Origin of the sequence: Psychromicrobium lacuslunae, from assembly GCF_000950575.1 — a bacterium.
GTDB lineage: Bacteria > Actinomycetota > Actinomycetes > Actinomycetales > Micrococcaceae > Renibacterium > Renibacterium lacuslunae.
This window is the reverse complement of the sequence record NZ_CP011005.1, coordinates 1,203,134-1,218,130: the sequence shown is the minus strand read 5'-3', so window position 1 is coordinate 1,218,130 and position 14,997 is coordinate 1,203,134. Positions and strand designations below refer to the sequence as shown.

Here is a 14,997-nt window from a genome sequence, read left to right as displayed (position 1 = left end):
CGCATGACAGAGCTGGTAAGCGAGACCGAAACGGCCCGAAGCGAGGCTTCGGCGGATCAGATTCAGAGCGCTGTGCATGCGATAGCTGATCGTTCGCGTGCCGCTTCCAGAAAGCTCGCCCGGGCCAATCGTGCATGGAAGGATCGCGCGCTGCTGGCCATCGCTGAGGCGCTTAAAGCACATCAGCCGGGCTTACTTGAGGCGAATGCCCGCGACCTAGAACTGGCCCGCGCTGAACAGCTCGCCGCTGCACTGCAGGACCGAATGAAGCTGACTCCGGCACGCATCGATCAGCTCATTGCCGCGCTGCACAACCTGGCGTCACTGCCGGATCCGGTTGGCACCGTGGTGCGTGGTCAGACGCTTCCGAATGGTTTGCGGCTGCGCCAAGTGCAGGTTCCTATGGGGGTGGTGGCCGCGATTTACGAGGCCCGGCCGAACGTCACCATCGACATCGCCGGATTAGCCTTGAAAAGCGGTAATGCGGTGATTTTGCGCGGTGGTAGCGCCGTCGCCCAAACCAATAGTGAGTTACTTTCGGTGATCCGTGATGCGCTTGAAACGGTTGGGCTACCCGCCGATTTGGTGCAGAGTGTTGATCACTATGGGCGAGCCGGTGCTGCCGTGCTGATGAAGGCTCGCGGCCGAGTGGATGTACTGATCCCGCGCGGCGGACATGAACTCATCCAGACCGTGGTGAACGAGTCTTCCGTCCCGGTGATTGAAACCGGCGAGGGCAATGTACATATCTATCTTGATGAATCTGCTTCGGTCAATTCGGCGGTCGAGATCGTACTGAATTCAAAGACTCAACGCCCCAGCGTCTGCAACACCGTGGAGACCCTGCTGGTGCATCAAAAATTCTCTGGCCTGAGCGAGGTGCTCAAGGCACTCGCCGAGGCCGGGGTTCGCTTGCACGCGGATTCCCGAGTGCTTGCCGAGTTGCCGACCGGTCTTGTTGCCACCGAAGCTACCGATGAAGACTGGGCCACTGAGTATATGGACCTGGATCTCGCCGTCGGCATGGTTGACTCGATGGACCAAGCCATTAGCCATATTCGGCGTTGGAGCACTGGGCACACCGAGGCAATACTTTCCAATGACCTGAGCAATACCGAGCGATTCGTCGCGGAGATTGATTCTGCTGCGGTGATCGTCAATGCATCTACCAGGTTCACCGACGGCGGTGAGCTGGGGCTCGGTGCCGAGGTAGGTATTTCCACCCAGAAATTGCACGCGCGTGGACCGATGGGGCTCAGTGAATTGACCACCACCAAGTGGATTGTGCATGGCGAGGGCCAGGTACGCGGCTGAGCCGCGTAACATAGAGTCGAGATCATCAACGTCGTCCTTTCAGGATTTATAGGAGAACTACCATGCTGAGCCAGTTGGCCGGAGCCGCAACCATCGTCGTCGCTGAACACGAAGCACCCGCTGAACTGTTCATGCCGTTCTGGATGTTCGGTGTGTCGATCTTTGCGATCTTGCTGATCCTGATGCTGATCACGGTTTCCTTCACCAACCTTGGGAATCGTCATGAAGCGGTAGAAGAGACTATTGACCCCAATAAGCAGCACACCAATAAGCACGACCACGGTCAGGGCAGGACGGCCTCCCATCGCTGAACTGCTTCCGGTGCGTGAGGTGAGTGAGCCGGAGAGTAAGCGGCGTTTTCGCCTGGGTGTGATGGGTGGCACCTTCGATCCCATCCATCACGGTCACCTGGTGGCAGCCAGTGAGGTTGCCGCTCGATTCGAACTGGACGAAGTGGTTTTTGTGCCGACTGGGCAACCTTGGCAGAAAACCAGTGATCCCGGCCGAAAAGTCAGTGAAGCTGAGCATCGCTACCTGATGACCGTCATTGCCACAGCAGCTAACCCGCGATTTACGGTGAGCCGAGTTGATATCGAGCGACCAGGCTTGACCTACACGATCGACACGCTTCGAGACCTGCGAAGGCTGCGCCCAGAGGCAGATTTGTTCTTCATTACCGGCGCGGACGCTATGGCTCAGATCATGTCGTGGAAAGATAGTGATGAGCTTTGGTCTTTGGCCCACTTCGTGGGGGTCACTCGGCCGGGGCATGTACTGGATGATGCGGGTCGTAAGGATGTCAGCCTGCTCGAGGTGCCAGCGATGGCGATCTCCTCGACAGATTGCCGGAATCGGGTCGCATCGCATCATCCAGTGTGGTACCTGGTACCGGACGGTGTGGTGCAGTACATCGGGAAGTACGGCCTGTACCAAGATAAGTAATGATTCAAGGAAACGGACAGTGAAAGACGCAGCATGAGTCAGGACGCCGAGCAGCCTCGCAGCCGTAGAGAGCTACGGCGCCACCAGGGTCTCACCGACTCGGGGGCGCAAGAAGCCGCCGAAAGTGAGTACCCTTCGGTGCCGCTGCTGTCGTCATCGTCAACATCTGCGGCGGACGTCGAGCAGCTACCAGAGCAAGATCCGCCAAGCCGACAACCGGGCGCACATTCCGCACCTGGACAACAGACCCGGCAGGCGCTGAGAGCGGCCGAACGTGCGCGGCTGGCCGCTTTAGCCGATCAGACCCCCGCGGAAGTAACCCCTCAGGCGATCTCCTCGTCACCACCAGCGTCGACTGAGCAGCAAGCTGGCAAGGAAGAGCCGAGCGCCGTTGCTTCACACTCCCGGCGGGCCTTAGCCGCACCACCCGATGCGCAGGGTGAGCGGCGTCCTGAACGTCGATCCCAGGTGCGTGCCAGAGATCGGGCGGCATTGCGAGCCTACCGGGAGGTTGCTGAGGAGGCGAAGCCAGCCGAGCCGTTGCCCTCCAGGCGATTGTTGCGTCAGCAAATGCTGGAAGCTGATCGGGCTCCGATCACCAATGCACAACCTGTTGTTCCCTCTAGCGGCAGTCATCCGGCGACCGAAACGTCGTCGACGCAGCCGGGTGCTGCGTCCTTGCCCACCACTGCCGGCGAAGCAGAGCAGCCGGAACTGAGCATCAGCGCCGCATTGGCAGCTCGTGAAGAGTCATTGCAGGCTGCGTACAGCAATGAGCAATTGGCCCGTGAGCAACAGCTCGCCCGGGAGCAACTCGTTGCCGCTGCCATGGAACACACCGGCTCCCTGCCGCCGGTGGAGGACCCGCTTAAAGTCGACGTCGAGCTACTGGCACAGCAGAAGGCTCTGGCGGAACGCGCGGCTATTCTCAATGAACGTGCGCAGGCGCGAGCTAAGCTGGCCGAGGAGAGCGCGGGCGCGCGACAGCAACTCAATGACCCAACCACGGCGCATAATCTGGCGATGGTCACCCCGCTGCAGTTCGTTAAAGTACCGGGGGTGGAGCGACCGGTACTCAGGCCGCCGACGACTTCTCACGTCCCGGTTGTAGCCCCGCAGGCTGCCACCGCTTTGCCGCGCCCGATCAAACCGCCCTCGGTTCCGCCGCGGGGCGCCGCCAGCCAGCTCAGCGCGCAGCCCACCGGGCCGGTGAATCTGGGTTCTCCTGGGCAGGTGTTGCGTCGGGCCGAGGAAGTGGCGCAACTGCGTACTCGCCCGCAGGGGACAGGTGAGGCGGAAGCAGAGGCGGTGCCAATGCCCGCTAATAGTGCGCACGGCTTGGAACCGCTGGACGCGGTCACCGCTGGTCTTGGTAGGATTCGACGGACCAGACTGTGGCAATGGGGCGCCGGTATTGTTTGCGGCGGGGCTTTGATTGCAGGATTAATCATGATCATCTCAACCATGGCTCGATGAGCCGAGTAGGAGCACATTGACTGCCACCGAGAGTTCTCTCAGCTTGGTCCGAGCAGCTGCGAAAGCCGCGTCGGAAAAACTAGCCGAAGACATCGTTGCCCTTGACGTCAGCGATCAGCTGGCCATTACCGATATTTTCTTGATTGCCTCGGCCTCAAGCGAGCGCCAAGTCAATGCCATTGTGGACGGCATTGAGGAAGAGCTTCTGCAGCGGGACCTGCGACCGGTGCGCCGGGAGGGGCGCTCGGAGGGGCGTTGGGTGCTGCTCGACTATGTCGAGGTGGTGGTTCACGTGCAGCATGAAGAGGATCGGGTTTTCTATGCCCTGGATCGGCTTTGGAAAGACTGCCCGGTAGTGGACCTGCAACTCGACTCATGAGTCGGGTGCTGTTCTGGCGACACGGGCAAACCGCGTGGAACCAGGCGGGACGGTTTCAAGGGCAGACAGATATCGCCCTTGACGAGGTGGGTCATGAACAGGCCCGACGTGCTGCTAAGCTGCTCGCCAGCTTAGCGCCGACGGCCATCCTGAGTTCGGATCTGCAACGCACCCAGCAGACTGCCGGTTATTTGGCGGCTGCAACCTCCCTGACGCCGCATACTGATGCGCGGCTGCGTGAGACCTATGCCGGGAGTTGGGAAGGTCTGAGCTTCGCGCAGATCGACGCGCAGTTCCCTCAGGAGTCTCAAGCCTGGAAGACCGGCGCGGTCGACGTCCGGCCGGGCGGCGGTGAGACCCGGCTTGAAGTGGGTGCCAGAGTGTCGGCTGCGGTTAATGAGGCGGTTGCGGGCTTAGCCGCCGAGGAATTGCTTATTGTGGTCACCCACGGTGGCGCAATCCGTTCCGGGCTTTCCGCGCTGCTGCAGCTACCCACTGATTTCTGGGGTGTGCTCTCCGGTGCGGCAAATTGCCAATGGTCGGTGCTTGAAGAGCACCAGGGCCCGTTGCGCTGGCGATTGACCGAGCATAACGCCGGTTCACTTCCGGAACCGGTGGTACTCCAGGAAGGCTGAGATTCAGAGCGGTCGGCAGTAGCTTCCTGATGGCCCAGCCAGAGCCATCATCGTGTCTTCGAGACCGGCTCAGGGCCCGGGGCGTGGCCGATTTGGCAAGCTGAAAATGCTGTTCTAAGATAGACAAGTTGCTTCGGCAACTTGGGGCTGTGGCGCAGCTGGTAGCGCACCTGCATGGCATGCAGGGGGTCAGGGGTTCGAGTCCCCTCAGCTCCACATTTTAGAGAGGACATACCGTTTCGGTAGGTCCTCTCTTTTTGTGCAACTCTGAAATTCTTATTGCGTGGGATACTCCTCTCTGTCATAGCTCCCGGATAGTGTGGAAGACGACGAAGTCAAGCGAGATGATCGGCGCGCATAAGCGCAGGAGACGAGATATGACCCCCACGACCAAAGAGACACAACGAGCAGAATTGCACAAGACGATTTGGCGGATCGCCAATGACTTGCGGGGCAGTGTCGACGGGTGGGATTTCAAGAGCTATGTACTTGGCATTCTTTTTTATCGATTCATTTCCGAGAATCTCACCGCATATATCAATAACGGAGAACACGAGGCAGGCGAAACAGGATTCGGTTACGCCACATTGTCAGATTCTATTGCAGAGGTAGCGCGAGATGTGACTGTGGCGGAAAAGGGATTTTACATCCTCCCCTCCGAGCTGTTCCAGAACGTCCGCAAGCGCGCCGCGAACGACGCCAACCTGAACGAGACCCTCGCTCGTGTCTTCAAGAACATCGAAGGCTCCGCCGTCGGCACCGATGCTGAGGATGACCTCAAAGGCCTGTTCGACGACCTCGATGTCAACAGTTCCAAGCTCGGTAACACGGTCGCTAAGCGCAACGAGAAGCTCGTGAAACTGCTGGATGCGATTGGTGACCTGCCGCTGGGGAACTTCGAGGATAACTCGATCGACCTGTTCGGTGACGCCTACGAGTACCTCATGCAGATGTATGCCTCCAGCGCGGGCAAGTCCGGTGGCGAGTACTACACACCCCAGGAAGTCTCAGAGCTCCTCGCCCGCATCACCGTGGCTGGTAAGACCCAGGTGAACAAGGTCTACGACCCCGCCGTCGGATCCGGATCACTGCTGCTGAAGTTCGCGAAAGTCCTCGGCAAAGAAAACGTGCGACAGGGCTTCTACGGTCAGGAGATCAACCTGACCACCTACAACCTTGCCAGAATCAACATGTTCCTGCACGACGTGAACTACGAGAAGTTCAACATCGCCCACGGAGACACCCTCACCGACCCAGCCCACTGGGATGACGAACCGTTCGAAGCGATCGTCTCCAACCCGCCCTACTCGATCAAGTGGGACGGCGACGCCAACCCGCTGCTGATCAACGACCCGCGCTTCGCCCCCGCTGGTGTGCTCGCACCGAAGTCGAAGGCCGACCTCGCCTTCACGATGCACATCCTGTCGTGGCTCGCCGTCAACGGGACCGCGGCCATTGTCGAGTTCCCTGGTGTGCTCTACCGAGGCGGCGCGGAACGGAAGATCCGCAAGTACCTCATCGACAACAACTACGTTGACGCCGTCATCCAGCTCCCACCGGATCTGTTCTTCGGCACCACGATTGCCACCTGCATCATCGTGCTCAAGAAATCCAAGACCGACAACGCAGTACTCTTCATCGACGCTTCAGACCAGTTCAAACGCACCGGCAACAAGAACAAGCTCACCGAGGTCAACCAGCAGCACATCCTCGACACCTTCACCGCCCGGGAAAGTGTCGACCACGTCGCCACCCTCGTGTCGAACGAAGGCATCACGGCCAACGATTACAACATCGCCGTCTCCTCGTATGTTGAAGCTGAAGACACCCGCGAGATCGTCGACATCACGGAACTTAACGCCGAGATCGCCAGCATCGTCGCCCGCCAGGCCGAGCTCCGCACCTCCATCGACGCCATCGTCGCAGATCTGGAGGGCACGGCGTGAGTCGGATCGACAAACTGATCGCAGAGCTTTGCCCGGACGGAGTTCGTTACGTTGAGGTCGCTCAGCTCTTCAATCTTAGGAACGGGTACACCCCGTCAAAATCAAATGCTTCCTTCTGGTCGGACGGAAATGTTCCTTGGTTTCGCATGGAGGACATACGAGCCAACGGTGGCGTACTTGATCACGCACTCCAACGGGTTCCAGGAGTTGCAGTCAAGGGCGGAAAGCTGTTCCCCGCAAACTCACTACTTGTCGCCACCTCTGCGACGATCGGCGAACACGCTCTTGTGACCGTGCCTCACCTTTCAAATCAGAGATTTACCTCGCTTTCGATCAAGTCGGACTATGCCGACCAGATCGACATGAAATTTATGTATTACTACGGTTTCGTTCTCGATGAGTGGTGCCGCAACAACACCACTACGTCCAGTTTCGCTTCAGTGGACATGACCGGATTCAAGAGGTTCAGGTTCCCCGTGCCGCCCCTCGAGGTGCAGAGGGAAGTTGTGCGAATATTGGACCAGTTCACTCAGTTGGAAGCGGAGTTGGAAGCGGAGTTGGAAGCGCGCCGCCGCCAATACGAGCACTACCGCAATGATCTCCTGATGGGTGACGGGGTGAAACGCCATCAGGCTCGGCTGGACGAGCTTTTCGACCTGCGCGCGGGGAAATTCATCACTGCTTCTGAGATCGTCCCGCTTCCCGACTCGAGACATACCGTCCCGTGTTTTGGCGGAGGAGGTCTACGAGGGTATGTCGCGTCACCAAATCAACGGGGCGATCTTGTGGTGATTGGTCGACAAGGTGCACTTTGCGGGAATGTTAAACGCGCGGATGGCGAGTTTTATGCAACTGAACATGCTGTCGTTGTCACTCCGCGTGATGGCGTGGATATTCGATGGGCATTCCACTTACTCACAAGCATGAATCTGAATCAGTATGCTTCGAAGTCCGCACAGCCGGGACTTGCGGTGGGCACGCTCAATCAACTTGTAGTCGACGTGCCTCGGGCTAATGAGCAACTGTGCATCGGCTCTGTTCTCGACAAATTCGACGCGCTCGTCAACGACCTCAGCGTTGGTCTTCCTGCGGAGCTTGCCGCGCGTCGTAAGCAGTATGAGTACTACCGTGACAAGCTGCTGGCCTTCAAGGAGGCTGTCTAGATGACGAGCCGTCATGAAACAGTCGCGAGCTTGGCCGACGAGGTATTGCAGGGTCTTGCCGATTCGCGTAGCGCCCTGATTTACGCTCCAAACACGGTCGGTAAAACTCGGCTGGCTCAGCACCTTAAGGAGGATGACCCAGAGGGCGTCGTACTCTATAACTCTTTTGTCGAGGACTTATTCACCTGGGACAACGAGCGAGTGGTGCTTAGGATGAATCTGGAGTCGGAGCTACTAGCGACGATCGTGACGCAAGGCCTCGATGGTGCGATCATCGATAACTTCCAAGCCTTCACGAGCGGCAGAATTGAACCAAGGCTTGACTTCGAAAATGGAGAGATTAGCTTTGGCATACACAAGGGTGATGACACCTCGGCGGATGGCATTAAAATATCTCGAGCCGAGGAAAGCATATTTGTTTGGAGCGTTTACTACTCTGTTTTGAGCGAAGCGATTGAGACGCTTCGTGATAACCCCGAGCTGCGTTCTACGGATGACTATGACCAATTAACGCTCGCTGTCATAGATGATCCGGTGTCATCCATGGACGATGTGCGTATCGTATCAGTGGCGCTTGAGTTGTCGGGGCTCATTAAGCGAGCGGCAGAGATCAACTTGAGATTCGTGATCGCCACTCATCACGCTCTCTTCTTCAATGTTCTGTTCAATTCGCTCCGTCGGAGGAGTGACCGGGCGTACGTTCTTGCCCGAGGGCCTGTCACCGGGTGGACGCTTGCTAAGCAGTCAAAGGATTCGCCTTTCAGCTATCACCTAGGGATTATCGAAGAAATTCAAGGGGCGATCTTTGCGAATGCGATTGAGCGAGCCCACTTCAATCAGTTCCGAGCACTGCTCGAGAAGACGGCAAACTTCCTCGGATACACCGGAGGTTGGGGCGATCTCCTGGTCGGGCCGGATGCCCCCCTGGTGGTGAAGGTTCTTAATCTGTACAGCCATGACCGATTCGCTGATATCGATACCTCTGAGGTGGCCGCAGAGTACAAGGAAGCATTTAGGAGCGAGTTTCAGGAGTTTTTGAAGGCGTTCAGATGGGCGGTAGCGGCATGAGTGACGCTACTCCACGCAAGTATGACCCGATTGCCGTGTCGTCCGAGAGTACGGTTGTTGCTGAGTACATCCCTGACGTGGCGGGTGCTGGGTCGTATCAGTCTGAGGCGGAGCTTGAGCGTGAGTTGATCCGGCTGTTGCAGTCTCAGGCGTACGAGTATCTGCCGATCAGATCGGAAACGCAACTCGTCGCTAACCTCCGTGCCCAGCTCGAAGCCCTGAACTCGCTGACGTTCTCTGATGCGGAGTGGGAGCAGTTCTTCTCGGAGCGGATTGCTGGCGCGAACGACGGCATCGTCGAGAAAACGGTGCGGATTCAGGAGGATCACGTTCAGCTGCTGAAGCGTGATGACGGTTCGGTGAAGAACATCCTGCTGATCGACAAGCAGGACATTCACAACAATCGCCTGCAGGTGATCAACCAGTACGAGATCGGTCAGGGCGAAGGCAGCTCGGCTCGTTCGAATCGTTACGACGTGACGGTGCTGCTGAACGGGCTGCCGATGGTGCACATCGAGCTGAAGCGGCGTGGCGTCGACATCCGTGAGGCGTTCAATCAGATCGACCGGTACCAGCGTGACAGTTTCTGGGCAGGTTCCGGGCTCTTCGAGTATGTGCAGTTGTTCGTGATTTCTAACGGGACGCTCACGAAGTATTACTCCAACACCACTCGTCGCCAGCATCTGAGCGAGGCTGCCGGTTCCAAGCGAGTGCGGAAGACGTCGAACTCGTTCGAGTTCACGTCGTGGTGGGCAGATGCGCAGAACAAGCCGATTCAGGAGCTGTCGGCGTTCGCGAAGACGTTCTTCGCCAAGCATGCGCTACTGAACATTCTGACGAAGTACTGCGTGCTCACCGCTGACCGGATGCTGCTGGTGATGCGCCCGTACCAGATCGTGGCGACCGAGCGGATTCTGCAGAAGATCGACATCTCCACCAACTACAAGACTCTCGGGACCGTCGCTGCGGGCGGATACGTGTGGCACACCACCGGGTCTGGCAAAACACTGACGTCGTTCAAGGCCGCGCAGCTTGCGTCGAAGCTGCCGAGCGTGGACAAGGTGTTGTTCGTCGTGGATCGTAAGGATCTGGACTACCAGACGATGCGGGAGTATGACCGGTTCGAGAAGGGCGCGGCGAACTCGAACACCTCGACTGCGGTGCTGAAGAAGCAGCTCGAAGACCCGGGTGCGCGGATCATCATCACGACGATCCAGAAGCTCTCAACGTTCATCGCCGCGAACAAGGGCCATGCCATCTATGACGGGCATGTTGTGATCATTTTCGACGAGTGTCACCGGTCGCAGTTCGGCGACATGCACACCGCGATCACGAAGGCCTTCAAGCGATACAACCTCTTCGGCTTCACCGGTACGCCGATCTTCTCCGCCAACTCCGGCAGCGGCGGGAACCCACAGCTCAAGACCACCGAGCAGGCGTTCGGTGAAAAGCTGCATACGTACACGATCGTCGATGCGATTACCGACAAGAACGTGCTCCCCTTCCGGATCGGCTATGTGAACACGATCAAGGTTGGCAATCCCGACAACAGCCAGGTGTCTGCGATCGACAAAGAGAGCGTCCTGCTCGACTCGCGCCGCATCTCCGACATCGTGAAGTACACGCTCGAGCACTTCGATCAGAAGACGAAACGCTCCTCTATATTTGAGCACTCCGTTGTCACGAACGTGTCTGAGTCCATACGCACAAAGCGGCAGGCGGCGGCCGTACGAGAGCGGAAGAGGGTGCGTGGTTTCAATGCGATCTTTGCGACCGCCTCTATCGATGCTGCTCGCCGCTACTACAATCACTTCCAGATGCAGCAAGTACAGCTGCCACCGGATCGTCGGTTGAAGATCGGCCTCATCTACTCCTACGGCGCGAACGACGCCGTCGAAGACGGCATCCTCGACGAAGAGGCATTCGACACCGACGCGTTGTCGACCGACTCCCGGAGCTTCCTTGAGGATGCGATCCAGGACTACAACGATATCTTCGGGACCAGCTACGACACGAGCGCCGACCGCTTCCAGAATTACTACAAAGACCTTTCGCAACGGTTGAAGAACCGGGATCTCGATCTGGTCATCGTAGTGAACATGTTCCTCACCGGCTTTGACGCGACCACGATGAATACCTTGTTCGTCGACAAAAACCTGCGTGCGCACGGACTGATCCAGGCGTATTCGCGCACGAACCGCATCCTCAACTCCGTAAAGACCTATGGCAACATCGTCAGCTTCCGTGACCTCGAAGACGAGACAAACGATGCGATTGCGCTGTTCGGAAACAAGGACGCCCGCGGTGTCGTGCTTCTCAAACCGTACGGCGAGTACTACAACGACTACGCCGAGAAAGTCACCGAACTACTCAGCACCTTCCCCCTCGGTCAGCCGATTATCGGCGAGGCTGCTCAGAAGGAGTTCATTAAGCTGTTCGGCGCGATCCTGCGCCTGCAGAATATCCTCACTTCGTTCGACGAGTTCATCGGCAACGCAATCCTCACCGACCGCCAGGGTCAGGATTACCGCAGCGTCTACCTCGACCTGTATGCGGAGTTCGGCAAGGACAAGGACGCCGACAAGGAACAGATCAATGACGACATCGTCTTCGAGATCGAGCTGATCAAGCAGGTCGAGATCAACGTCGACTACATCCTCATGCTCGTGCAGAAGTACCGCGACGAACGCGGAGACGGTGACGACAAGGAGATCCGCGCCGAAATCTCTCGCGCCGTGGACGCCAGCCCGACCCTGCGAAACAAAAAAGACCTCATCGAGGACTTCGTCGACTCGCTCTCTGTGGACGGCGAGATCGACCAGGAGTGGAGCGCGTTCATCGCTGCCAAGCGCCAGGCCGAACTCGGGACGATTATCGCCGACGAGAATCTTCGTGCAGAGGAGACCCGCGCGTTCGTCGAGACCGCATTCCGCGACGGCCAGATCCGCACCAGCGGCACCGCCATCACAAAGGTGCTGCCACCGATCTCGCGGTTCGCCACAGATGGTGGACACGGCGAGAAGAAGCAACGTGTGATCCAGAAGCTCGGCACGTTCTTTGAGCGGTTCTTCGGGCTCACCGCGGGAGAATGAAAGGACTGACGATGAACAAGCATCCGAGGGGATCTGAATGGCGTAAGTGGGATCTCCATGTCCACGCGCCTGGGAACAAAATGAACGACGGATACGCCGCTAATAGCGGCGAGCCGGACCTCGCGAAGTTCTGTCAGATTCTTCACGATTCGGATGTTGCGGCAGTTGCGGTCGCGGACTACTTCTCGCTCGACAGCTATTTCGCGGTCAGACAAAAGTACACCGAGATGTTCCCCGACGACGACAAGTTGCTGCTGCCGAATCTGGAACTACGGCTACCTGTTGCCGTCAATCGGGAGGGCCAAAATGTCAATCTCCATCTGATCTTTCGTCCGACGCTGACGAAGGACGAGGCCGATAAGTTTCTTGGACACCTGACGACGGAAGGAACTTCAGGTGCCACAAAGACCCGAACGACCTGCAAGGACCTTGCGACGTCCGATCAGTTCAATAGCGCGACAGTCTCTCTCGACAACATCGAGCGGGCCATTAAAGATACGTTTGGCGAGCATGCTGTCCATCGCAGCGAACGTCCCCAGCATGTGCTGATTGTTGCTTCGGCAAAGGGCGACGGGATCCGTGTTGGAGGCAACAACGGCATCCAACGTAAGCGCTTGCTCAGTGATGAGATTGACAAGTACTCAGATGGGTTTTATGCCAACGCCAGTTCCAAATCGCGAGAGTACTTTCTCAACGCGAATCGATTGGAAGGTGACGAGAAGACCGTTCCGAAACCGGTATTTGATGGTTGCGATGCTCACTCATTCGAAGACCTGGAAACCGGGTTGGGGAAGCATATTACGGACAGCGGCTCGCACCGGAACATTACATGGATCAAAGCGGATCCAACTTTTGCGGGTTTGCTCCAGACCTTGATTGAACCCGACGAACGGGTAGCCATTCAAGTGGCTGAGCCCGACCTGAAAGAGCCGTAAAAAGTCATTAGCAAAGTGACCTTCTCTGGGACGGACGACTTCCCGACTGAGGTGCTGTTCAATAGAAACCTTAACTCGTTTATTGGTAGCCGGTCGTCTGGCAAGTCCGCCTTACTCGCATTTATTTCTCATGCTGTAAACCCGCAAGAAACGGCTCGTATCCAGGCCGAAGCATCGGGCTTGGGTGAGAACGAGGTAGGACCAGCCGCAGGCTTCACTTGGGCAGAAGTCAGTGGTGTCAGGTGCGAGGTCGAGTGGGAATCCGGTAGCGCCACCGCGGGTAAGGTCATATACATTCCACAGAACTCGCTGTACACCCTCAGCGAACAGCCGGATGAGATCACCAAGAAGATCGCTCCGGCGCTCTTCCGCACCTACCCGACAGTCAAGACTGCATATGACAGTGCGATGGGCAAGGTTACCGCTTCCAACACGGCCATCAAGGCGGCAATTGACGAGTGGTTTTCATTAGAGGATCGGATCGAAGCTCTTATCCAGGAGATCAAGGATCTTGGCGACAAAGTGGCCATTACCGTTGAGCGAGATCGACTGCAAGGTGAGATCGATCGGATCAAGGCTGCTGCGAAGCTGACCGATGAAGAGGTCTCGAAGTATCAAGGGATCGCCGCACAGATCGACAGTAAGGAAGTTCGGCTCAAAGAGATCACTGTCGAACTTGACCAGCTTTCATCTTTCGTCGTTCTGCCGGATGATTCGACTGCTGCGACAATCCTCCCGCAGACTGTTCAAGCCACAGTGACCGTGCGGCCCTCCGCGGTCGAAGTTCCGGAATTGGTCGTTTCAAGAATCGAGGAGCTGAAGGCTCGTGCCGCAAACGAGCTCGTTGCGAAGATCGAGGCGATGCTCGTCGAGACGGTAACAACCATACAGGCGGAGCGCACGACGCTGAGGACCGAGATCCAACGCCTCAAGAAAGACAACGCTGACCTGATCACCAAGCATGAGGCCAACGAGGAGCTGGCAGGAGTCGTCGCGGATCACAAGAAGCAGGCAGCGAGTCTCGAAGAGATCGCCAAGCGCGAGAAGTCGCGTGATCAGCTTTTTACTGATCAGGTTGCTACGGTTGCAAAGGCGGATAAGGGCATCGAGGACCGTGCTGCAGCGCTCGTGACTCTTGAGTCAGCCTTCGACACGCAGGAACGGCTGCTAACCGATCTCAAGTTTGGGATCGAGACCGACGTGACTCAGGAAGCGGTCGCGCACGCGTCGATCGGATTCAACCAACGTAGCACCAACGACTACGTCAAGAGCAAGGGGGAGGTCGTCTCATATTCGGATGCTCAGGCAGACCCGGGGAAGTTCATGAGAGCTCTCCGTGACGGCACGGTGGTGCTCAACAAGGGTTATGAGCCGAGTTCTGTGACAGCTGAGGTGCTTTCGGTGACTAAGGAAGTCCGCTTTTCTGCTGAATTGGATGGCGACCGAATCGGTGGCTTTACGCGCTCGTCAATGACCCCCGGAAAGCAAGCGCTCTTCGCGCTTACGTTAATTCTGAATGAGTCCCAGGAGCCGTGGCCATTGCTAGTCGACCAGCCTGAAGATGACCTGGATAGCCGCTCGATCTACGAGACTATCGTTCCTTACCTCGCGAAACGTAAACGAGAGCGCCAGATCATCATGGTCAGTCACAATGCGAACCTCGTCATTGGTGCCGACTCGGAGCAGGTCATAGTTGCCAACCGACACGGCGACGATCGCAAGAATGCTGACGGCCGCACGTTCGAGTACTTCACGGGGGCGCTGGAACACTCTCAGCCGCTCAACAAGTCCAGCGATACGACGCTGGGCCGTTTCGGAATTCGCGAGCACGCCTGCGAGATCCTTGACGGTGGCGAAGAGGCGTTCCGGAAGCGCCGCGAGAAGTACAAGCTTCAGCTCGGCTTGTGATGCCGTTCGTCTGGCGGACGGCTGTCTCTGTTCGTGACCATGCGCAGTCCATGTCATCGGGTTCATTGCGTTCCGAGTAGGTCGTTGCTGCGTCGGTATGAGGCACTGCGTGTTGACACGCCGTTGTCCCGAATATGCC

The 14,997-nt window shown here is 57.7% G+C and carries 11 protein-coding genes, 1 tRNA gene and 1 pseudogene; all 13 read left to right on the top strand.

Annotation, left to right across the window (positions count from 1 at the left end; all coding sequences use genetic code 11):
- The first annotated feature begins 3 nt into the window (after positions 1–3).
- Complete coding sequence (locus UM93_RS05640; RefSeq protein WP_045074255.1) at positions 4–1,314, top strand: glutamate-5-semialdehyde dehydrogenase; 1,311 nt, start codon at positions 4–6, stop codon at positions 1,312–1,314.
- 62 nt (positions 1,315–1,376) lie between these two features.
- Positions 1,377–1,625, top strand: a complete 249-nt coding sequence (locus UM93_RS05635; protein ID WP_045074253.1) for a hypothetical protein — start codon at positions 1,377–1,379, stop codon at positions 1,623–1,625.
- Positions 1,626–1,635: 10 nt separating this feature from the next.
- A complete protein-coding gene (gene nadD, locus UM93_RS05630; protein ID WP_324606746.1) occupies positions 1,636–2,256 on the top strand; it encodes a nicotinate-nucleotide adenylyltransferase in 621 nt (206 codons plus the stop codon).
- 33 nt (positions 2,257–2,289) lie between these two features.
- Positions 2,290–3,732, top strand: coding sequence for a hypothetical protein (locus tag UM93_RS05625; RefSeq protein ID WP_052663646.1), 1,443 nt, complete (start codon positions 2,290–2,292; stop codon positions 3,730–3,732).
- A gap of 16 nt (positions 3,733–3,748) precedes the next feature.
- Positions 3,749–4,111 (top strand): ribosome silencing factor, encoded by a 363-nt coding sequence (gene rsfS, locus UM93_RS05620; RefSeq protein WP_045074250.1) that lies wholly within the window; start codon positions 3,749–3,751, stop codon positions 4,109–4,111.
- Positions 4,108–4,746: a histidine phosphatase family protein gene (locus tag UM93_RS05615; protein ID WP_045074248.1), complete on the top strand. Its 639-nt coding sequence runs from the start codon at positions 4,108–4,110 to the stop codon at positions 4,744–4,746. Before rsfS ends, UM93_RS05615 begins: the two co-directional genes overlap by 4 nt.
- A 143-nt stretch (positions 4,747–4,889) precedes the next feature.
- Positions 4,890–4,962, top strand: a tRNA-Ala gene (locus UM93_RS05610).
- 161 nt (positions 4,963–5,123) lie between these two features.
- Entirely contained in the window at positions 5,124–6,692 is a 1,569-nt protein-coding gene (locus UM93_RS05605; RefSeq protein ID WP_045074247.1) for a type I restriction-modification system subunit M, read from the top strand.
- On the top strand, positions 6,689–7,855 hold the full coding sequence (locus UM93_RS05600) for a restriction endonuclease subunit S (protein ID WP_045074245.1): 1,167 nt from the start codon (positions 6,689–6,691) through the stop codon (positions 7,853–7,855). The genes UM93_RS05605 and UM93_RS05600 overlap by 4 nt, the downstream gene beginning before the upstream one ends.
- Complete coding sequence (locus UM93_RS05595) at positions 7,856–8,923, top strand: ATP-binding protein (protein ID WP_052663645.1); 1,068 nt, start codon at positions 7,856–7,858, stop codon at positions 8,921–8,923.
- Entirely contained in the window at positions 8,920–12,015 is a 3,096-nt protein-coding gene (locus UM93_RS05590) for a type I restriction endonuclease subunit R (RefSeq protein WP_045076945.1), read from the top strand. Before UM93_RS05595 ends, UM93_RS05590 begins: the two co-directional genes overlap by 4 nt.
- Positions 12,016–12,026: 11 nt before the next feature.
- Positions 12,027–12,950: a hypothetical protein gene (locus UM93_RS05585; protein ID WP_157874108.1), complete on the top strand. Its 924-nt coding sequence runs from the start codon at positions 12,027–12,029 to the stop codon at positions 12,948–12,950.
- Between the two features lie 1,353 nt (positions 12,951–14,303).
- Positions 14,304–14,858: pseudogene (locus UM93_RS18175) on the top strand (TrlF family ATPase); the annotation flags it as partial.
- Positions 14,859–14,997: the final 139 nt, after the last annotated feature.

Coding starts and splice junctions, on each gene's coding strand:
- UM93_RS05615 (WP_045074248.1), top strand. CDS start 4,108: ATGAGTCGGGTGCTGTTCTGGCGACACGGGCAAACCGCGTGGAACCAG.
- UM93_RS05590 (WP_045076945.1), top strand. CDS start 8,920: ATGAGTGACGCTACTCCACGCAAGTATGACCCGATTGCCGTGTCGTCC.
- UM93_RS05640 (WP_045074255.1), top strand. CDS start 4: ATGACAGAGCTGGTAAGCGAGACCGAAACGGCCCGAAGCGAGGCTTCG.
- UM93_RS05605 (WP_045074247.1), top strand. CDS start 5,124: ATGACCCCCACGACCAAAGAGACACAACGAGCAGAATTGCACAAGACG.
- UM93_RS05635 (WP_045074253.1), top strand. CDS start 1,377: ATGCTGAGCCAGTTGGCCGGAGCCGCAACCATCGTCGTCGCTGAACAC.
- UM93_RS05585 (WP_157874108.1), top strand. CDS start 12,027: ATGAACAAGCATCCGAGGGGATCTGAATGGCGTAAGTGGGATCTCCAT.
- UM93_RS05595 (WP_052663645.1), top strand. CDS start 7,856: ATGACGAGCCGTCATGAAACAGTCGCGAGCTTGGCCGACGAGGTATTG.
- UM93_RS05625 (WP_052663646.1), top strand. CDS start 2,290: ATGAGTCAGGACGCCGAGCAGCCTCGCAGCCGTAGAGAGCTACGGCGC.